The sequence below is a fragment of the Achromobacter sp. 1L-A-4-B-C2 genome (assembly GCF_057291955.1).
In genome coordinates, this window is record NZ_JBXAWP010000002.1 from 297,338 (window position 1) to 316,802 (window position 19,465).

Sequence of the window (19,465 nt, forward strand, 5' to 3'; positions counted from 1 at the left end):
ATGTGGAGCTTACTGCAGCAAGCTCCGCAGCATCCATGCATTCTTTTCATGCACATCCAAGCGCTGCGTCAGCAGATCAGCCGTGGGCTGGTCGTTAGCCGCGTCGGCCTTCTCGAACGCCGAACGTGCCGTCTTGGCAACCGACTCGTTGCCGCTAACCAAAAGGCGCACCATTTCCAGCGCTTCCGGCACGGTTTCCGGTTCGGCAATCGACGACAGCTTCGAATATTCGCGGTACGTACCCGGCGCGTAGTGGCCCAGGGCGCGGATGCGTTCGGCGATGCTGTCCAGCGCGGTCCACTCTTCCGTGTACTGCGTCATGAACATCTGGTGCAGCGTGTTGAACATGGGCCCCGTGACGTTCCAGTGGAAGTTGTGCGTCATCAGGTACAGCGTGTACGAGTCGGCCAGCAGCTTGGACAATTCGCCGGCGACGGCCGCGCGGTCCTTGTCCGAAATGCCGATGTTGATGCGCGGAACGCTCGGGGTCTTCTTGGGGGACTTGGCCATTGCTAGCTCCTATTGGGAAAAGTACGAAAGAAGGATACCACTGCAAAGATGATGAAATGGCGGGGAATCCGCATAAAACAAGGGCTTGCGGGCCGCCGCTTTGACCCTGCGCAAATGTGCCGCAAGGAGCCGCGGACGGCGCTACGGCGCTACGGCGGTAAGGCGGCGACGCGGGCAACGCGCCAGGCAAAGATCAGTCCTGCACCGCCGCCGCCTCGTCAGACAGCATCTTCACGCCCGGCAACTCGCACTCGTACACCGCTTGCGCCAAGGCTTCGATGGCGGCCAGGCGTGGGAAGCTGCGGCGCCATGCCAGGACGACGCGGCGCTCGGGCACGTGGCCGTCGAACGGAAGATAGCGCAGCAGGCTGTTGCTGGGCGGATGCTCGGGGACGGCGGTGATCGGCAACACGGTCACGCCGATGCCTGCGGCCACCATGTGGCGGATCGTCTCCAGCGACGAGCCCTCGAAGGTGCGCTGGATGCCGTCGCTGGCCGCCGAGAACCGCGACAGTTCTGGACAGACCTCCAGCACCTGGTCACGAAAGCAGTGGCCGCTGCCTAGCAGAAGCATGGTCTGCTGCTTCAGGTCCTGCGCATCGATGGATTTTCTTTGCGCCAGTTCGTGGTCATTGGGTACCGCGACGATGAAGGGTTCGTCGTACAACGGCTGCATCACCAAGCCCGCCTCGGGCAGCGGCAGTGCCATGATGGCGCAGTCGATTTCGCCCTGCCGCAGCAGTTCCACCAGACGCACGGTGAAGTTCTCTTGCAGCAGCAATGGCATCTGCGGCGTGCGGCCGATTTGCACGGGGACGAGCTTGGGCAGCAAGTAAGGGCCGATGGTATGGATGACGCCGACGCGCAACGGCCCGGCCAGCGGGTCGTGGCCTTGCCGCGCGATCTCTTTGATGCTGGCGCTTTCTTCCAGCACCTTCTGGGCTTGCGCGACGATGCGTTGACCGATGGGGGTAACACCGACCTCGGCGCCGCCGCGTTCGAACAGCGTCACGCCCAGCTCGTCTTCCAGCTTGCGTATCGCGACCGACAGCGTGGGCTGGCTGACGAAACAGGCTTCGGCCGCCCGCCCGAAATGGCGTTCACGCGCGACGGCGACGATGTACTTGAGTTCGGTGAGAGTCATGGTGGACTGCGCCCCCGGAAGTTACGCGCGGGCCTTGGGGCCGGCGCTTGAATGAGTCAGGTGTAGGACGGGCCGCATCGCATCAGGTCCGCAGGAAGTCTTCGCGGCCGCGCATCCAGCGGGCCAGGTGCGCCTGGACGGCGGCGGGATGTTCGGCGCGCAACCACACCGCGGCATCGCGCGCGTCTTCCGCGATAGAGGCATCAGTTTCCAGGTCGGCAAAGCGCAGCAGCGCCATGCCCGATTGGCGCGTACCCAGGAACTCGCCAGGGCCGCGCTGTTCCAGGTCGCGCCGGGCAATCTCGAAGCCGTCCGACGTTTCAAACATGGCACGCAGGCGTTCGCGCGCAACCTGGGACAACGGGGTCTGGTACAGCAGCACACAAACCGATTCAGCGGTACCGCGCCCTACCCGCCCGCGCAGCTGGTGCAACTGCGCCAGCCCGAATCGTTCGGCGTGTTCAATGACCATCAGCGAGGCGTTGGGCACGTCCACACCCACTTCGATGACGGTGGTGGCGACAAGCAGGTCCACTTCGCCTTCGCGAAATGCCTGCATGACGGCGGCCTTTTCCGCTTGCGGCAAGCGGCCGTGAACCAGGCCGATGCGCAAATCGGGAAGGTCGACCCGCATGCCTTCGTAGGTGTCCACCGCCGTTTGCAATTCCAGCGCTTCGCTTTCTTCGACCAACGGACATACCCAATACACTTGTTGGCCGCCGCGAGCCGCCTGGGCGACGTGGGCGATGACTTCTTCGCGCCGCGCGTCCGACACCAGCTTGGTCAACACAGGCGTGCGGCCGGGCGGAAGTTCGTCAATGACGGACACGTCAAGGTCGGCAAAGAACGTCATGGCCAGCGTGCGCGGAATGGGCGTGGCGCTCATGTTCAGCTGATGCGGCACGATGCGGCCGCGCACGGTTTCGCCCTTCTTGGTCAGCGCAAGGCGCTGCCCCACGCCAAAGCGGTGCTGCTCGTCAACAATAGATAGGCCCAGTCGATGAAATTCAACGTGGTCTTGAATAATGGCCTGAGTGCCGACGACCAGTTGCACGCTGCCGTCAGCCGCAGCAGCGGCGGCCTCGCGGCGCGCCTTGGCGGTCAAGCTGCCACTAAGCCACGCGACGTTCACGCCCAGCGGCTGCAACCACGACACCAGCTTGTGAAAGTGCTGCTCGGCCAGGATTTCTGTGGGAGCCATCAGCGCAACCTGCGCCCCGCCCGCGATGGCCTGCGCGGCAGCAATGGCGGCGACGACGGTTTTGCCGCTGCCCACATCGCCTTGCAGCAAACGGTGCATGGGATAGGGCTTGGCCAGGTCGGCCGAGATTTCCTGCACAACGCGTTCTTGTGCGGCGGTCAATTTGAACGGCAAATTCGCATACAGCTTGGCGACCAGGCCACCCGGCTCATTGCGCACGGGCAGCGATTCCGCTTCCTTGATGCGACGGGCGGCGCGCGCGGCGGCCAGCGACAACTGCTGGGCTAGTAATTCATCAAACTTGATGCGGCGCCATGCGGGATGCACCCGGTCCAGCAGCGCCTGTTCCGATTCGCCTTGCGCGGGGGTGTGCAGCGCACGAATGGCGGGCTCGAACGGCGGCAGGTCGTAGCGTTCAAGCGCTTCGGGCGGCAAGGTGTCGGACAAGTCGGCGCGGTCCAGCGCCTGGGCGATGGCGCGGCGCAACGTCAGTTGCGGCAGGCCTTCGGTGGTGGGATACACAGGCGTCAGGGCCGTGGGCAAAGGCGCGTCGGCATTGGTCATGCGCGGGTGCACCATCTGGCGCCCGAACAGGTTGCTGCGCACTTCGCCCCGGGCGCGCAGGCGTTTGCCCACGCTGATCTGCTTTTGCTGGCTGGGGTAGAAGTTCAGCCAGCGCAATTGGATTTCGCCGGTCTCGTCCGCCAGCGTCGCAGTAAGTTGGCGCCGAGGCCGGTACTGGACCTCGGACTTGGTAATCTCGCCTTCGACCTGTCCGGCATAACCGGGCCGCAAGGCGCTGATGGGCACAACGCGGGTTTCGTCTTCGTAGCGCAGTGGCAGATGCAGCACGAAGTCCTCGGGCAGCACCAGACCCAGATTCCGAAGCTTGCGCTCGGTATCCGTCATCGGTTTGCCGGCGCCGTTCTTATCGGCGCCGGGTCGCTTGGAAGCCACGGCCGCGGCCGGCATCAAGAAACGAACCTCGGAATGCTGCGTACGGGGCCGCCTTACAGAACCATGATGGCTTCGACTTCAAACTGCGCGCCCTTGGGCAGGCTGGCCACGCCAATGGTCGAGCGGGCCGGGAACGGCTGCGGAATGATCTCGGCCATGATGGAATTGGCGGCGGTGAATTTGCCCAGGTCGGTCAGGAACAAGGTCAGCTTGACGACGTTGTCCAGCGTGCCGCCGGCTTCGGTGATTACGGCCTGCATGTTGGCGAAGGCCTGACGCACTTGCGCGTCGAAGTTTTCAGAGACCAGATCGCCCGTGCCCGGCTCCAGGCCGATCTGGCCCGACAAGTAGACAGTCTTGGTGCCGGTAACGGCAACCGCTTGCGAGTAAGGGCCAACGGCGGCGGGCGCTGCGTCGGTATGGATGATTTGCTTGCTCATGGGCGGAATCCTTCGGTTGACGGATAGAAAGCTACAACTATCGAAGTTTATCCAGCAATAGACATTTGCGAAAGTGGCCGGATGACGCAGGCACGGACGAAATCCGGTTTCATGCAGACGGCTGATGGCCGGCCCCGCCAATATCGCCACGATGCGCGATCAGCAAGTCGGCCAGCGCCTGCGCCGCAACCGACAGGCTGCGGCCACGGCGCTGCACCAGGTACAGCGGCCGGGTCAATGCGCGACCCGCCAGAGGCACCACGCGCAAGTCATTGCTGGCAAAGTGAAAAAGCGTCATGGCGGGCACAACGCATACGCCCAGGCCGGCACGGACCAGGCCGGTCACAGTGGCCAGATGCTCGACTTCAAACACTGGCAAAGGCGCGTCGGCACCGAACGCTTCGTCCAGATGTTTGCGCACACTGCTGCCGCGCGCAAGCTGGATGACAGGATATTTTGCGATATCGCGCAGCCGGACGCGGGGCTGGGTCGCCAGCGGGTGGTCGGCCCGGCACACCAGGAAGTAGCGGTCGGCGTGCAGGAATTCGCTGTCCAGGTCGGTCATGTCGGCGCGCCGCGACGCCAGGGCGAAATCAACCTGCCCGCTTTGGACCATGTCCAGGCACGGGTCCAGCAAGGCGTCGCGCAGGTCCACCACGATACCGGGGTGTGCTTGTCCAAAGCGCGCCAGCAGGCCCGGTAGCCAGCCGGCCGCCAGCGACGGCAGCGCGGCCAAGGCGACCCGCCCGCGTCGACGCGCGGCATGGTCGCGCATGTCTTCCATGACCAGGTCCATATCCGCCAGCAGTCGGCGGGCCGAGGCGTCCAGCACCCGCCCTTCGGCGGTCAATTCAACGTGGCGGGTATTGCGGTCGAACAGCCGCAGGCCGGCGCTGTCTTCCAGCTGGCGGATCAGGGCGCTGAACGCCGGCTGCGTCAGGTGGCAGCGCTGGGCTGCGCGCGTGAAATGGCGTTCGTCGGCCAGGGCGACAAACGCGCGTAACTGCCGGGCGGATAGATTCATGGCTTTTCTCTATCAATTGATCCGATCTTTCTATTTTACGGATGATGGGCGCATGCCTATAGTGGCTTGACATCGCAAGGCCCGACTGGACCCCCTATGCCTCAATCTCCCCTGCTTATCGGCTGCGCCTCTGGCTTTTCCGGCGACCGCAGCGACGGCGCCGCCGCCGTGGTGCGCACGCTGGCCGCCCAGGGCGGCGGCACGCTGATCTTCGAAACACTGGCCGAGCGCACGCTGGCGCTGGCGCAACTGGCACGCAACGACGACCCCAACCGAGGCTACGAGCCGCTGCTGGACGACCTGGTGTCCCCCGTGCTGGCCGACTGCCTGCGCCATGGCATCAACATTGTCAGCAACTTTGGCGCGGCCAACCCGGAAGCCGCCGCCCGGCGCATTGCCGCCATTGCGCGCGAACAGGGCCTGCCCACGCCGCGCATCGCCGTCGTCTACGGCGATGCGTTGAACACGCCGGAGCAACGCGCGCTGCTACAAGAGCGGCTGGGCGACGCGCTGACCGGACACGATGTCGTCAGCGCAACCGCCTATCTGGGGGCCACCGAGATCGCGCAAGCGCTGATGGCCGGCGCCCAGATCGTCGTGGCGGGCCGTGTGGCGGACCCTTCGTTGACGCTGGGCCCCGCCCTGGCTCACTTTGGCTGGGACGCGGCGGACTGGCCGCGCCTGGGTCGCGCCACCATGGCCGGCCACATGCTGGAGTGCGGCTTGCAAGTGACGGGCGGCTATTTCTGCGTGCCCGGTTTGAAAGAAGTGCCCGACGTGCACGCGGCAGGCTTTCCGATTGCGCAAATCCATGCCGACGGCGGATTCGTCATCAGCAAGGCGGATGGCACGGGCGGCGCGGTGGACGCGCGCACGGTGAAGGAACAACTGCTGTACGAAGTCCACGACCCGGCGCGCTACCTGACACCCGATGTGGTGGCGGACCTGAGCCAGGCTCGCGTTGTGGAACTGGGCGGCAACCGCGTCGCGGTGCACGGCATTACGGGCCACGCCCGCCCGGACGAGCTCAAGGTCAACGTCTGCTACCGAGGCGGCTGGTTGGCCGAAGCCGAGATTTCCTACGCGGGAGTGCAAGCGGAAGCCCGCGCGCGCCTGGCTGCGGACATCGTGCAAAAGCGGCTTGGGGCCGGCTTTACGCTACGCGCCGACCTGATCGGCGCGATCAGCATCCTTGGCGATGACGCGGGCGAAATGCGGCGCTCGCTGCCCGACTCGCATGCGCGCGACGTGCGCCTGCGCCTGGCTGGCGAACACGCCGACCGCGCCCAAGCCGAACGCATCCTGCGCGAAGTGACCGCGTTGTACACCTGCGGCCCGGCTGGCGGCGGCGGCGTGCGCACCGCGTTGCGCCCGCGTCTGAACATGGTGTCCTGCACCATCGCCCGCGATGCCGTGCACAGCGGCTGGACTTTCCTGGAGGCCATCGCGCCATGAATTCTTCCCACATGCGGGCCGTGCCGCTGTACCGCCTGGCCCATAGCCGTTCGGGCGACAAGGGCGACATCTCGAACCTGAGCCTGATCGCCTGGGACCCGGAGTGCTACGACGTGCTGGTGTCCCAAGTGACTGAAGCGCGCGTGGCCGAGTGGTTTGCGTATCGCCACCCCGCGCGCGTCACGCGCTATCTGCTGCCGACATTGCACGCCATGAATTTCGTACTGGAAGGCGTGCTGGACGGCGGTGTAAACGATGCCCTGAACCTGGACACGCACGGCAAGAGCCTGTCTTTTCGATTGCTGGACCTGACGGTGGAGGTCAGCCCTGAACTGGCACGCCGGCTGCCAGACGTACCCGGTGACCGCCCAGCGGCCGCCTGATTTTTCCACCCCTTATAAAAAAAGCATCACAGGAGACACAACATGCGAATTTCATCGAAGGGCCGCCTGGCCTTGTTGCTGGCCGCCGCCCTGCCCCTGACCGCGCTGGCCCAGTCGTTCCCCACCAAGCCGATCACGTTCATCGTGCCCTTTGCGGCCGGCAGCGCCACCGACCAGATCGGCCGCGCGATTGGCCAGGGTGTCACCGAGCAGACCGGTCAGGCGGTCGTCATTGAAAACAAGCCGGGTGCCAGCGCAATGATCGGCGCCGCGGCGGGCGCACGCGCCGCGCCGGACGGCTACACCGTACTCATCACCACGAATACCACGCACGCCGCCAACGAACATCTGTACAAATCGCTGACCTACCAGCCGGTCAAGGACTTTGCGCCGATCTCGCTATTGGGCAAAGGCGGCCAGATCATGGTGGTGAACCCCAATTCGCAGGCCAAGACGGTGGGAGACTTCCTGGCGCAAGCCAAGAAGTCACCGGGCAAGCTGAGTTTTGGCAGCGGCAGCTCCAGCAGCCGGATCGCAGGCGAACTGTTGCAGCAGATGGCGGGCGTGCAACTGCTGCATGTGCCGTACAAGAGCAACCCGCTGGCGGTCACCGACCTGCTGGGCGGCCAGATCGACATGATGATCACCGACACCGCTACCGGCCTGCCGCAGGTCAAGTCGGGCAAATTGCGCGCGCTGGGCGTGACGGGCACCGCGCGTTCGCCGTTGGCGCCCGACGTGCCGACAATTGCGGAAGCCGGTGTGCCGGGTTACGAAATGGGCTATTGGTTCGCGGCCTATGCGCCGGCCGGCACGCCGCCCGATGTCGTCAAGCGTCTGAACGAATTGCTGGTGAAGGCCACCAAGACCAAGCCGGCCCAGCAGTTCTACGCACAGACGGGCACCGACGCCGCCACGTCCACGCCGGACGAGCTGGCTGCCTTCCAGCAAGCGGAATCGAAGAAGTGGGGCGACATCATCAAAAAGGCCGGCATTCAACCGGAATGATCCGCGACGTCTCCGCCTGACGAACATAAAAAAGCCCCATCGCATGCGATGGGGCTTTTTACTGCCGCAAGACGGTGACTTATTTGTCCACGAATGCGCGTTCAACCACGTAGTCACCCGGCTGACCCACGCCCGGCGACACGGTGAAGCCGCGCTTGTCCAGCATGGCGCTGATGTCGGCCAGCATATGCGGGCTACCGCAGATCATGGCGCGATCGGTTTCGGGATTGATCTGGGGGATGCCGATGTCATCGCACAGTTTGCCGTTTTCCATCAGCTCGGTGATGCGGCCCTGGTTGCGGAACGGCTCGCGCGTGACGGTGGGGTAGTACACCAGCTTTTCGCGCACGACATCGCCGAAGAATTCATTGTTCGGCAGCTCTTTCTCGATGAAGTCGGCGTAGGCCAGTTCGCTGACCCAACGCACGCCATGCACCAGAATGACTTTGTCGAAGCGTTCGTAGATGTCCGGGTCTTTGATGATGCTCATGAATGGCGCCAGGCCGGTGCCCGTGCCGAACAGGAACAGATGCTTGCCGGGCTTGAGGTCGTCGACGACCAGCGTGCCAACCGGCTTGCGGCTGACCAGGATGGTGTCGCCTTCTTTCAGATGCTGCAGCCGCGACGTCAGCGGGCCGTTTTGCACCTTGATGCTGAGAAATTCGAGGTTTTCTTCGTAGTTGGCGCTGGCGATACTGTAGGCACGCAGCAGCGGCTTGCCTTCAACTTCCAGGCCGATCATGACGAAGTGGCCGTTGTGGAACCGCAAGGCCGCGTCACGCGTCGTGGTGAAGGAGAACAGGGTGTCGTTCCAGTGGTGCACGCTAAGTACGCGCTCTGTGTTGAAAGCAGCCATGTCGGAATTCGCTTATTAGGGTTGTCCCTATTCTACAGGTCTTGTTGGGAACTTGTCTCATTATTCCGTAATACGCTTATGACGTATTGATAGGAATCAAGGCTGGAACAGTGCCGCTTACGAAGAGTTGAACGCGTCTTTGCTTCCTGTTATTGTCGCGTTCTCAGTTGATAATCATTTTCGTTAGCAGACTGTTTTAAGCAGCGGAAAGGCTTGCAAGACCCTGCCCTTTCCGCTGCAGCCCTAGCCGGAGTTTCCCGACATGACCAAGCGTCCCCAATTGAATTCGCTGCTGCGCGCCCTGGCGCTGGCCGGCGCCGCCGCCTTCACCGTATCGGCCAACGCCGCGGAAGAAGTCAGCCTGTATACCACCCGGGAACCCAAGCTGATCCAACCGTTGCTGGACGCCTTCACCAAAGAAAGCGGCATCAAGGTCAACACGGTATTTGTTAAGGACGGCCTGCTGGAACGCGTCAAGGCCGAAGGCGCCAAGTCGCCCGCCGACGTGCTGATGACCGTGGATATCGGTAACCTTCTGGACCTGGTTGATGGCGGCGTGACGCAGGCCGTCAAGTCGCAAACGCTGGAGTCGGTGATCCCCGCCAACCTGCGCGGCGCCGACGGCAAGTGGTACGCGCTGTCGCTGCGCGACCGCGTGCTGTACGTGGAAAAGGATTTGAAGTTGGAATCTTTCCGCTACGAAGACCTGGCCGACCCGAAGTGGAAGGGCAAGGTCTGCATCCGTTCGGGCCAGCATCCCTACAACACCGCCATGGTCGCCTCCATGATCGCGCATGACGGCGCCGAGGCCACTGAAAAATGGCTGCGTGGCGTCAAGGCCAACCTGGCCCGCAAGGCTGCCGGCGGCGACCGCGACGTGGCGCGTGACATCCTGGGCGGCATTTGCGATATCGGCCTGGCCAACGCCTACTACGTCGGCCACATGAAGAACGCCGAACCCGGCACCGACGCCCGCAAATGGGGCGACGCCATCAAGGTCATCCGCCCCACGTTCGCCAGCGAAAAAAGCGGTGGCACGCACGTGAACGTCAGCGGCGCCGCCGTGGCCGCGCACGCGCCCAACAAGGCCAACGCCATCAAGCTGCTGGACTTCCTGGTATCCGAACCGGCCCAGGCGCTGTACGCCCAGGCCAATTACGAATACCCCGTGCGCAAGGGCGTGAAGCTGGACCCGGTCATCGCCAGCTTTGGTGAATTGAAGGTGGATCCCCTGCCCCTGACCGAAATCGCCAAGCATCGCAAGCAAGCCAGCGAATTGGTCGACAAGGTCGGCTTCGACAACTGATCCCTGGATGGCCGCCTGACGCCACAAGCGTCCAGTGGCCATCGAACAGTATTGGGCCTGTTCCCTTTTTTGAAGGGAACAGGCCTTGCCATTGATGCCATCAACGTTGAAGCATGCACACTGAATCTTTGCCCCGGCCGATGCGTCTGCGCTGGACCGAACGCGGCGCCGGCTGGCTGGCGGGCGCGGGCCTGATTGCCCTGGCCGTCCTGGCCCCGGTGCTGACGCTGGGCTGGTGGGCGCTGGGCGGGGAACTTTCGCACTGGCAGCATCTGGCCAGCTACGTGCTGCCGCAGGCGCTTGCGAACACGGCCATTCTGCTTGCCGGGGTGGGCGTGGTCGTTACGCTATTGGGGACGGGCGCCGCCTGGCTGGTGACCGCTTACGACTTCCCCACGCGTCGCGTGCTGACCTGGGCGCTGCTGCTGCCGCTGGCGGTGCCCACCTACATCATCGCGTTCGCCTACCTGGATCTGCTGCACCCCATCGGCCCCATCCAGACCGCCATCCGCGCGCTGCTAGGCTATGACAGCCCGCGCCAGTTCCGCTTGCCCGACCTGCGTTCCATCTATGGCGCGATTTTCGTGCTGGGCTTCGTGCTGTACCCCTACGTCTACCTCAGCACCCGCGTGATGTTCATGACACAGGCGGCCAGTCTGCTGGAAGCCGCGCGCACGCTGGGCGCCGGCCGCATCGCCGTGTTCTGCCGCGTGGCCTTGCCGCTGGCACGGCCCGCCATCGTGGTCGGCGTGAGCCTGGCGCTGCTGGAAACGCTGAACGACATCGGCGCCTCGGAATTCCTGGGCGTGCAGACTTTGACCGTCTCGGTCTACACCACCTGGGTCACGCGTTCCGACCTGGCCGGCGCGGCGCAGATCGCGCTGACCATGCTGGCCATCGTGATCGGCCTGATCCTGCTGGAACGGCACGGCCGCAAACGCCAGCGTTATGCCAACACGCAACGCATGCGCCCGATGCAGCCGCGCCGCCTGCGTGGCCCGGCCGCCGCCATCGCTACGCTGCTGGGGTGGATACCCGTGGTGCTGGGCTTTGTGGCGCCCGCGCTTTATCTGATCGTGGAAACCTACAAGCGCCTGGACCAGGTCGGTGGCGTATCGGACCAGCTCATTAACGGCCTGTCGAACACGCTGATCGTGGCGTTCAGCGCCACCATCGTCACGTTGCTATGCGGCCTGATCGTGGCTTGGGCGGGGCGCACCCTGCGCGAAAGTGCCGGCTTCAACCCCGGCCGCGCCTGCGCCCGCATTGCCAGCCTGGGCTACGCCGTGCCGGGCACCGTGCTGGCCATTGGCCTGCTGACGCCGTTCGTTTGGATCGACACGGCGGTGGCCAAGGTCTTTGGCGGAACGGGCCTGTTCCTGATGGGTTCCATGGCGGCGCTGGTGTGCGCATATGTGATCCGCTTCCTGGCCATTTCGACCGGCGCGCTGGAAGCCGGACTCGCCCGCATTCCGCCTTCGCTGGAACAGGCGTCGCGCCTGTTGGGCGAGACATCCGGCGGCACGCTGCGCCGCGTGCACTTGCCCCTGCTGCGCCCCGCCCTGGCGGCCAGCGCGCTGCTGGTGTTCGTGGACGCCATGAAAGAACTGCCCGCCACCCTGCTGCTGCGCCCCATGAATTTCGACACGCTGGCCACCTGGCTCTACGCCGAAGCCGCGCGCGGCACGTACGAGGAAGGCGCCGTCGCGGCGCTGGCAATCGTGCTGGCCGGCCTTCTGCCCGTCATCCTGCTGGCGCGCACCAATCTGAAAATGGGACATTGATCATCGTGCCCGATCTGCTAGAAATCGAACATCTTTCCCTGGCCTACGACACGCCCAAGGGCCTGAAGCCCGTGGTGCAAGACCTGTCGCTGGGCCTGCCTGTCGGGCATATCGGCTGCCTGCTGGGTGAATCGGGCTGCGGCAAAACGACCGTGCTGCGTGCCATTGCCGGCTTCGAGCCGGTACGCGCGGGCCGCATCCTGCTGGACGGCACCGTCATTTCGTCGGCCACCGAGCAGGTCGCGCCCGAGCACCGGCGCGTGGGCATGATGTTCCAGGATTACGCTCTGTTCCCGCATCTGACGGTGGCGCTGAATGTGGCTTTTGGCCTGCGCAAGCTGCCGCGTGCCGAGCGTGCGCGGCGCGTCGAAGAAATGCTGGAACTGGTGGGCCTGGCCCACGCCGCCGCCAGCTATCCGCATGAAATCTCGGGCGGGCAGCAGCAGCGGGTGGCGCTGGCGCGCGCGCTGGCGCCCTCGCCCGACCTGCTGTTGCTGGATGAACCGTTCTCAAACCTGGACGTGGACACGCGCGAACGCCTGGCGTTTGAAGTGCGCGACATCCTGAAAACGACCGGCCACACGGCCATCCTCGTCACGCACAACCAGGCCGAAGCCTTCGCTATTGCCGACCGCATCGGCGTCATGACGCGGGGCAGCATCGCGCAATGGGACACCCCGTACAACCTGCACCATCAGCCCAGCAACGATTTCGTGCGCGACTTCATCCGCCGCGAAGCGTTGGAAGAACAGCGCGAGCAGGCTTTCGCCCGCGGGCGCTGATTTCCATTCTGCATTTCCATCCCGCATTCGGCGCGCAGTCGTGGCGACACGCGTCGGCGCTTAGTCCGCCGACAGCTTCACCTTTTGCGACAGCGCCTTGAACGACTCGTACTGGCTGGCGGTCAGGCGTTGCACTTCTTCCGGCGTCGAGCCATAGGGCATGAAGCCAGCTTGCTCGAGCTTGTCCTTGACTTCGGGCAACGCCAACGCCCACTGGAAAGCTTCGCTTAAGGCGCGCGTGGCTTCCGGCGACATGTTCGCCGGGCCGTACACGGCGAACCAGGGGTCGACCACCGCACCCGAGTACCCGAGTTCGGCCAGCGTCGGCACGTCCGGCAACGCGGGCGCGCGCTTGCTGCCCGTAACCGCCAGCGGGTGCACCTTGCCGGACTTGATGTGCGGCAGGGACGCCGGCAGGTTGTCGAACATCACAGGCAAGTGCCCGCCCAGCAAATCGTTCAGCGCCTGCGCGCTGCCCTTGTACGGAATGTGCTGCATGCCCGCGCCAGTCAGCTGGTCGAACATCGCGCCGGCCAGATGCATGGACGTGCCCGTGCCCGGCGTGCCGAACGACGTGCCCGGATGCTGCTTGGCGTAGGCGACCAGATCCTTCACGCTGTCGACCTTCAAGGCCGGGCCCGTTTCCAGCACCACGGACGACGCGCCCAACATGCTGACGCCCGTGAAGTCCTTGGTGGGATCGAACGGCATCTTCGGATAGACGAAGGGGTTCAACGCGTTGGTCGAAATGGCGCCGAACCCGATCGTGTAGCCGTCCGGCGCGGCCTTGGCCACCGCGTCCATGCCGATATTGCCGCCCGCGCCGGGGCGGTTTTCAACAATGACCGGTTGCCCCAGTTTTTCGGCGACCTTCTGGCCCGCCGTGCGCGCCACCAAATCGGTGGTGCCGCCGGCCGTGTACGGCACGATGAAGGTGATGGGCTTGGCCGGGTAGCCCGCGGCCACCGACACGGACGCGCCGTGCACCAGCGCCAGCGCGGCCACGCCGCGCACCAGATTGAACGTATAGCGATGCATGTGTCTCCATCCTGTTGTTGTCAAAGATTGGAGGCGCATCATACTGCCGCGCAGGGCTTGCGCGGCAGGGGCGTCGAGACTATTTGCGACGTCTATTCGCGACGTCTATTCGCGACGACTACGCGGTCAGGCGCGCGGTTCGGGCAGCGGGATGAATTCCGTCTCGTCGCCAGGCACGACCTGGTCGAAACGGGTGCGTTGCCAATCCTGCTTGGCTTGCTCGATCCGGTCCTTGCTGCTGGACACGAAGTTCCACCAGACATAACGCGGACCATCCAGCGGCTCGCCGCCAATGACGGCGAAGCGGGCTGCCGTGATGGCGCGTATCTGAACCGGCCGGCCGGGCGCAAAGACCACCAGACGCCCGCTTTCAAACACCTGCCCGTCGACTTCGACCGTGCCTTGCGCCAGATACGCCGCGCGCTCTTCGTATTCCGCCGGCAGCACCGTCGTGGCGCCCGCCTGCAACTGCAGGTCGCCATAGAACAGCGGCGACAGCGTCTTGACCGACGACGTCTTGCCAAACAGCGAGCCCGCCACCACTTGCGCACGCACGCCCTCGCCTTCGATCACGGGCTGGGCATCCAGGCCGTAGTGCGTGAAGCCGGGGTCCGTCTCTTCGTACTTGGTGGGCAGGCCCACCCAGATTTGCAGGCCACAGAGGCGTTGCGGCGCCAGGCGCGCCTCGGGCGACGAACGCTCGGAGTGCACGATGCCGCGCCCTGCCGTCATCCAGTTCACTTCGCCCGGAAGAATGGTTTTGGTATTGCCCGCGCCGTCGCGGTGCACCATCGAGCCCTCGTACAGATAGGTGACGGTAGACAGGCCAATATGCGGATGCGGCCGCACATCAATGCCAGACCCCACGTCGAAATCGGCGGGACCCATGTGGTCCAGAAAAACAAACGGACCTACCGTGCGACGCTGCGCCGACGGGATGGCGCGGCGGACGGAAAAACCGCCCAAGTCGGTGGTGCGCGGCACAACGACGGTTTCGATCTGGCTTTCGCCGGCTTCAGACAAGGTGGACATGGTGCAGTACTCCGCATGAATAGGCCAAGGGCCATGTTAAGGCCCAGCGGCCTCGTCAAAACAAATCGCCGGGCGGAATCCATTTCCGCCCGGCGCTCAAGGCTTACGCCAGGTCAAACACCAGCACTTCGGCGTTCTTGCCGCCGGACAGCTCGACACGGGTTTCGTCCGTGATCGCCACGGCGTCGCCGCCGGACAGTTCAACCCCGTTGACCGTCACGCTGCCACGCGCCACGTGCACCCAGGCGCGCCGGCCGGCCGCCAACGTCAGCGTGGCCGATTCCTCGCCATCAAACAGACCGCCGTAAAGGCGCGCGTCTTGATGAATCTTCATCGACCCGTCATCACCATCCGGCGACACCAGGGCTTGCAGGCGGCCACGCTTTTGCGCATCGCTGAACTCGCGCTCTTCGTATTCCGGGGCAATACCGGTGACGTTGGGCTCGATCCAGATTTGCAGCATGTGCGTTTCGGCATCCGACAGCGGGTTGAACTCGGAGTGCATCACGCCACGCCCGGCGCTCATGCGCTGCACATTGCCCGGCTTGATGGTCGAGCCGCTGCCCATGCTGTCCTTGTGGGCGATGGCGCCATCCAGCACATAGGTAATGATTTCCATGTCGCGATGACCGTGGGTGCCAAAACCGCGAGCGGCGGCGATGCGGTCATCGTTGATCACGCGCAGCGAGCCAAAGCCCATGTGAGCGGGGTCGTAGTAGTTGGCGAAGGAAAAGGTATGAAAAGAATCCAGCCATCCGTGGTTGGCATGACCCCGTTCGTTAGCGCGGCGAATCGTAAGCATTGTGGACTCCTGTTTCAATAATATGAATGGTTGTAGGGGTGCGGGCCTGGTTTCTTGGTGTTGCCTGTGTGCTGCATCCCTGGCATGAGTGATATTCTGCGCGCGCTGGAACCGCCGTTTGGCGCTATATTTTGACGAGATCATTCAACTTTTTTGAACGCCCCTGGCGATGCCCCTCATGCAGCCCATTACCCCCGAATTGCTCATCCTGGTGGACGCCATTGCCCGTCATGGCAGCTTTGCCAAGGCGGCGCGCGAGTTGGGCAAAGTGCCCTCGGCCGTTACTTATTCCATCCGCAAGCTGGAAGACGGGCTGGATGTGCTGTTGTTCGATCGCTCGGGCCACCGCGCGCTGCTGACGCCGGCCGGCGAAACGCTGCTGAAAGATGGCCGGCACGTGTTGCAGTCGCTGGACGACCTGGCGTGCCGCGTCAAACGCATCGCCACGGGCTGGGAAGTGGAATTGCGGATTGCGGTCAGCGCCGTACTGCCCTGGCGGCCGTTGTATGACCTGATCGAGGAATTCCAGACGCTGGAAAGCGCGACGACGCTGCGTTTTTCCAGCGAAGTGCTAAGTGGAAACTGGGACGCCTTGACGTCGGGCCGCGCCGACCTGGTGATAGGCGCCGGCGCCAATGCCGAGCCCACGGGGCCGTATCGGTCGCAAGCCATCGGCACGACGCAGTTTGCGTTCTGCGTGGCCGCGCATCACCCCTTGGCGTCGTTGCCGCAGCCCCTAAGCCGGGGCGACATCACGCAATACTGTGCCGTGGTGGTTGCGGATACGTCACGCAACCTGCCGCCGCAATCGCGCGGCATTCTGGCCGACCAAGCCACGCTGGTGATGCCGTCGATGCAGGCCAAGATCGACGCGCAGGTGCGCGGGCTGGGTTGCGGCTACTTGCCGATGACGATGGCGGCGCCGTACTTGTCGCAAGGCTTGCTGGTGGTGTGCGAAACCGATGAGGGGATGTCGCTGACCGAGCACGTGGCCTACGCCTGGCGCGCGGAAGCGCCGGGTGAAGCGCTGAAGTGGTGGTTGCAGAAGCTGAAGTCGCCGCGATTGTGCGAAAGCCTGCTGGGGCTGGGGTAGCGGGTGAAGCGGTGAAGGGATGAAGGGTGACGGGGGTGATGGGCTGGCGTCCGCGCCACATCACGCCCCGTCACATCACTCGTCCTCAATACCCAGTTCGCGCAGTTTGCGCGTGATGGTGTTGCGGCCAATTCCCAGCCGCGACGCCGCTTCCACGCGGCGCCCGCGGCTGGCGTCCAGCGCGCTTTGCAGCAGGATTTTTTCAAACTGGCGGGTCAGCGTTGCCATGACGGCCGGCTCGCCGCGCTCCAAACGATACTGGGCATCGCGCAGCAAGGAGTCCTGCCAGTTGCGCGGCGCGCCGTCGTCCACGCCCTGCCCCTGCCCGGCCTGCACCACGGTGCCAATACCCGAGATGGGCGCGGCCGGACGCAACGGCGCCATCGCGGGCTGTTGCTGCTGATGTTCCAGTGCGCGGATTTCCGGCGGAAGATCTTGCCGATCCACCGTCTGCCCGGGCGCCATCACCGTCAGCCAATGGCAAAAGTTTTCCAGTTGGCGTACGTTGCCCGGAAAGTCGAACTTGGTCAGCACGGCCAAGGCGTCCGGGGTCAAGCGCTTGACCGGCACGCCCAGCGTACGGGCGCTGGCGGTCAGGAAATGTTGTGCCAGCGCAGGGATGTCTTCGACCCGCTCGCGCAAAGGCGGCAGACGCAGGCGGATCACGTTCAGACGGTGAAACAAGTCTTCGCGGAACAAGCCCTGCTCGACCCGTTGCTCCAGCGGCTGGTGGGTCGCTGCCACGATGCGCACGTCCACGCGCACCGGCTGCGCGCCGCCGACGCGATAGAAGCTGCCTTCGGCCAGCACACGCAGCAATCGCGTCTGCAATTCGATCGGCATATCGCCGATTTCATCCAGGAACAGCGTGCCGCCATGCGCTTCTTCGAAGCGGCCACGACGCAGGTTGTTGGCGCCGGTAAAGGCGCCGCGCTCGTGGCCGAACAGTTCGGCTTCCAGCAGATCACGCGGAATGGCCGCCGCGTTCAGCGCCACGAAGGGGCCGCTGGCACGCACGCCGTGGCCATGCAGCGCACGGGCCACCAGTTCCTTGCCCGTGCCCGATTCGCCGGTGATCAACACCGTGACCTTGGACTGGGCCAGCCGGCCAATGGCGCGGAACACTTCCTGCATTGCCGTCGATGACGACTGCGTCATCATCCAGCGTTCGTTGTTCTGCGCGGACTCGCCCTGCCCTTCGGGCGTTTCGGGCTGCGCGGATTCCTGCATGGCGCGTTGAATCAGCGCCACCGCCTCGTTCACGTCGAACGGCTTGGCCAGGTAGTCGAACGCGCCGCCCTGGAAGGCGGACACGGTACTGTCCAGATCGGCAAACGCGGTCATCACAATGACCGGCAGGCCGGGGTGGCGTTCCTTCAGTTGGCGCAACAGCTCCAGGCCGTTGCCGCCTGGCATGCGGATATCGGAGACCAAGGCGACGGGCGTTTCGCGCGACAGCGCTTCCAGCACATCAGCCGATTGGGAAAAACTACGGGTGGGGACACCAGCGCGGGCCAGGGCCTTTTCGAGGACCCAGCGGATGGCCTGGTCGTCGTCGACGATCCATACGGGTTTCATCAGTGTGCGGGCTCCATCGGTAGGACCAGGCGAAACTCGGTACGCCCGGGTCGGGATTCAAATTCGATGATGCCGCCGTGCTGTTGCACGAAGTCCTGGGCAAGGCTCAAGCCCAGCCCGGTACCGCCGGCCCTGGCCGTGACCAGCGGGTGGAAAATGCGGTCGCGGATGTGGTCCGGCACGCCGGGACCGTTATCGATAATGGACAGCACCAGCGCCAGCCGGTGTTGCCGATGGGCCAGCATGACCTGGCGGGCCACGCGGGTGCGCAGCGTTACCACGCCGGGCTCCGTCTGCGGCCCCTGCGGGCGCGCGACCAACTCTTGTGCGGCATTGCGGGCCACGTTCAGCACCGCCTGCATCAAGCGGGCCGCATCGCCCTTCAAATCAGGCACCGACGCGTCGTAGTCACGCAGGATCGTCACGTCGTTGCGGAATTCAGCCTGGATCAGGGCGCAGACGCGCTCGCAGATCTCGTGGATGTTCACCGGCCGCGCGTTCAGCGGCACACGTTGCGGGCCGCTCAAGCGGTCCACCAGCGCCTGCAAGCGATCGGCTTCGGAAATAATGACTTGGGTGTATTCGGCCAGCGCTGCGCTGGGCAGCTCGGCTTCGAGCAATTGCGCGGCGCCGCGCAAACCGCCCAAGGGGTTCTTCACTTCATGCGCCAGGTTGCGCAGCAGTTCACGATGCGCTTCGATCTCGTCAACCAGGCGATGGTTGCGGTCGGCCAGCACGCGCTGTTCTATCTCGCGCGTCTCGATCAATACCGGCCAGCGTTGGCCCGTCAGCCCCACCGTGGTGACGGCGACTTCGACGGATTCGGCGGCGCGGCGCAACGAGGCCAATTGCCTGACGTCGGCGTACCTGCCGGCAGCGGCGCGGTCGATGGAGGACTGGATGTTTTCTGGGGTGTCGAACAGCGTGGCGGCGGAGTGCCCGCAGAGTTGCTTGCGCGAGCGGCCGAACAGATCTTCGGCGGCGGCGTTGGCATACTCAATGTGACCGCGCTCGTTGACCAGGAAAACGGACGTGGCAAGCAGATCGAGAGCTTCTACATTCATTTTTCAAC

At 64.5% G+C, this 19,465-nt stretch carries 18 protein-coding genes; 7 read left to right on the plus strand and 11 right to left on the minus strand.

Annotated elements, in window-relative coordinates:
* Window positions 1-9 precede the first annotated feature (9 nt).
* The 5 genes from AC0Z35_RS08740 to AC0Z35_RS08760 all read right to left on the minus strand — a co-directional run bounded on the left by AC0Z35_RS08740 (window position 10) and on the right by AC0Z35_RS08760 (window position 5,276).
* Window positions 10-510, minus strand: a complete 501-nt coding sequence (locus tag AC0Z35_RS08740; protein WP_046804920.1) for a Dps family protein — start codon at window positions 508-510, stop codon at window positions 10-12.
* Between the two features lie 193 nt (window positions 511-703).
* Window positions 704-1,654 (minus strand): LysR substrate-binding domain-containing protein, encoded by a 951-nt coding sequence (locus AC0Z35_RS08745; RefSeq protein ID WP_046804921.1) that lies wholly within the window; start codon window positions 1,652-1,654, stop codon window positions 704-706.
* A gap of 82 nt (window positions 1,655-1,736) precedes the next feature.
* Entirely contained in the window at window positions 1,737-3,827 is a 2,091-nt protein-coding gene (recG, locus tag AC0Z35_RS08750; RefSeq protein WP_046804922.1) for an ATP-dependent DNA helicase RecG, read from the minus strand.
* A gap of 38 nt (window positions 3,828-3,865) precedes the next feature.
* The gene (locus tag AC0Z35_RS08755; RefSeq protein ID WP_046804923.1) at window positions 3,866-4,252 is read right to left on the minus strand and encodes a Rid family detoxifying hydrolase; all 387 of its coding nucleotides are present in this window, start codon (window positions 4,250-4,252) and stop codon (window positions 3,866-3,868) included.
* Window positions 4,253-4,361: 109 nt separating this feature from the next.
* Window positions 4,362-5,276, minus strand: coding sequence for a LysR family transcriptional regulator (locus AC0Z35_RS08760; protein ID WP_046804924.1), 915 nt, complete (start codon window positions 5,274-5,276; stop codon window positions 4,362-4,364).
* A gap of 96 nt (window positions 5,277-5,372) precedes the next feature.
* Here AC0Z35_RS08760 and AC0Z35_RS08765 point away from each other — a divergent pair, with 96 nt between their 5' ends.
* Genes AC0Z35_RS08765 through AC0Z35_RS08775 form a run of 3 tightly spaced genes read left to right on the plus strand, consistent with a single transcriptional unit; the run spans window position 5,373 to window position 8,122 of the window.
* Window positions 5,373-6,731 (plus strand): acyclic terpene utilization AtuA family protein, encoded by a 1,359-nt coding sequence (locus tag AC0Z35_RS08765; protein ID WP_485131785.1) that lies wholly within the window; start codon window positions 5,373-5,375, stop codon window positions 6,729-6,731.
* Window positions 6,728-7,114 carry an AtuA-related protein gene (locus tag AC0Z35_RS08770; protein ID WP_485131786.1) on the plus strand — a complete coding sequence of 129 codons (387 nt, stop codon included), beginning with the start codon at window positions 6,728-6,730 and terminating at the stop codon, window positions 7,112-7,114. The genes AC0Z35_RS08765 and AC0Z35_RS08770 overlap by 4 nt, the downstream gene beginning before the upstream one ends.
* 42 nt (window positions 7,115-7,156) lie before the next feature.
* The gene (locus tag AC0Z35_RS08775) at window positions 7,157-8,122 is read left to right on the plus strand and encodes a Bug family tripartite tricarboxylate transporter substrate binding protein (RefSeq protein ID WP_104143920.1); all 966 of its coding nucleotides are present in this window, start codon (window positions 7,157-7,159) and stop codon (window positions 8,120-8,122) included.
* A gap of 79 nt (window positions 8,123-8,201) precedes the next feature.
* Here the strand turns inward: AC0Z35_RS08775 and AC0Z35_RS08780 are convergent, their stop codons facing one another.
* Window positions 8,202-8,978 (minus strand): ferredoxin--NADP reductase, encoded by a 777-nt coding sequence (locus AC0Z35_RS08780; protein WP_006219651.1) that lies wholly within the window; start codon window positions 8,976-8,978, stop codon window positions 8,202-8,204.
* Between the two features lie 262 nt (window positions 8,979-9,240).
* Here AC0Z35_RS08780 and AC0Z35_RS08785 point away from each other — a divergent pair, with 262 nt between their 5' ends.
* From AC0Z35_RS08785 to AC0Z35_RS08795, 3 genes are all read left to right on the plus strand, one after another.
* Window positions 9,241-10,284, plus strand: coding sequence for a Fe(3+) ABC transporter substrate-binding protein (locus AC0Z35_RS08785; RefSeq protein ID WP_046804928.1), 1,044 nt, complete (start codon window positions 9,241-9,243; stop codon window positions 10,282-10,284).
* Window positions 10,285-10,397: 113 nt separating this feature from the next.
* Window positions 10,398-12,068 (plus strand): ABC transporter permease subunit, encoded by a 1,671-nt coding sequence (locus AC0Z35_RS08790; RefSeq protein WP_314355644.1) that lies wholly within the window; start codon window positions 10,398-10,400, stop codon window positions 12,066-12,068.
* A gap of 5 nt (window positions 12,069-12,073) precedes the next feature.
* A complete protein-coding gene (locus AC0Z35_RS08795; protein WP_104143983.1) occupies window positions 12,074-12,850 on the plus strand; it encodes an ABC transporter ATP-binding protein in 777 nt (258 codons plus the stop codon).
* Between the two features lie 60 nt (window positions 12,851-12,910).
* Here the strand turns inward: AC0Z35_RS08795 and AC0Z35_RS08800 are convergent, their stop codons facing one another.
* The 3 genes from AC0Z35_RS08800 to AC0Z35_RS08810 all read right to left on the minus strand — a co-directional run bounded on the left by AC0Z35_RS08800 (window position 12,911) and on the right by AC0Z35_RS08810 (window position 15,722).
* Window positions 12,911-13,888 carry a Bug family tripartite tricarboxylate transporter substrate binding protein gene (locus AC0Z35_RS08800; protein WP_485131787.1) on the minus strand — a complete coding sequence of 326 codons (978 nt, stop codon included), beginning with the start codon at window positions 13,886-13,888 and terminating at the stop codon, window positions 12,911-12,913.
* A gap of 126 nt (window positions 13,889-14,014) precedes the next feature.
* Window positions 14,015-14,920 (minus strand): pirin family protein, encoded by a 906-nt coding sequence (locus tag AC0Z35_RS08805; protein WP_046804932.1) that lies wholly within the window; start codon window positions 14,918-14,920, stop codon window positions 14,015-14,017.
* A 103-nt stretch (window positions 14,921-15,023) separates the two neighbouring features.
* Complete coding sequence (locus AC0Z35_RS08810) at window positions 15,024-15,722, minus strand: pirin family protein (protein WP_485131788.1); 699 nt, start codon at window positions 15,720-15,722, stop codon at window positions 15,024-15,026.
* A gap of 178 nt (window positions 15,723-15,900) precedes the next feature.
* On the opposite strand from AC0Z35_RS08810, the gene AC0Z35_RS08815 reads away from it, so the two are divergent.
* Window positions 15,901-16,815 (plus strand): LysR family transcriptional regulator, encoded by a 915-nt coding sequence (locus AC0Z35_RS08815; protein WP_046804934.1) that lies wholly within the window; start codon window positions 15,901-15,903, stop codon window positions 16,813-16,815.
* Window positions 16,816-16,890: 75 nt separating this feature from the next.
* On the opposite strand, the gene ntrC is transcribed toward AC0Z35_RS08815, so the two are convergent.
* Together ntrC and glnL are read right to left on the minus strand one after the other, a co-directional pair.
* The gene (gene ntrC, locus AC0Z35_RS08820; RefSeq protein WP_046804935.1) at window positions 16,891-18,393 is read right to left on the minus strand and encodes a nitrogen regulation protein NR(I); all 1,503 of its coding nucleotides are present in this window, start codon (window positions 18,391-18,393) and stop codon (window positions 16,891-16,893) included.
* On the minus strand, window positions 18,393-19,457 hold the full coding sequence (gene glnL, locus AC0Z35_RS08825; RefSeq protein ID WP_046804936.1) for a nitrogen regulation protein NR(II): 1,065 nt from the start codon (window positions 19,455-19,457) through the stop codon (window positions 18,393-18,395). The genes ntrC and glnL overlap by 1 nt, the downstream gene beginning before the upstream one ends.
* Between the last annotated feature and the right edge of the window lie 8 nt (window positions 19,458-19,465).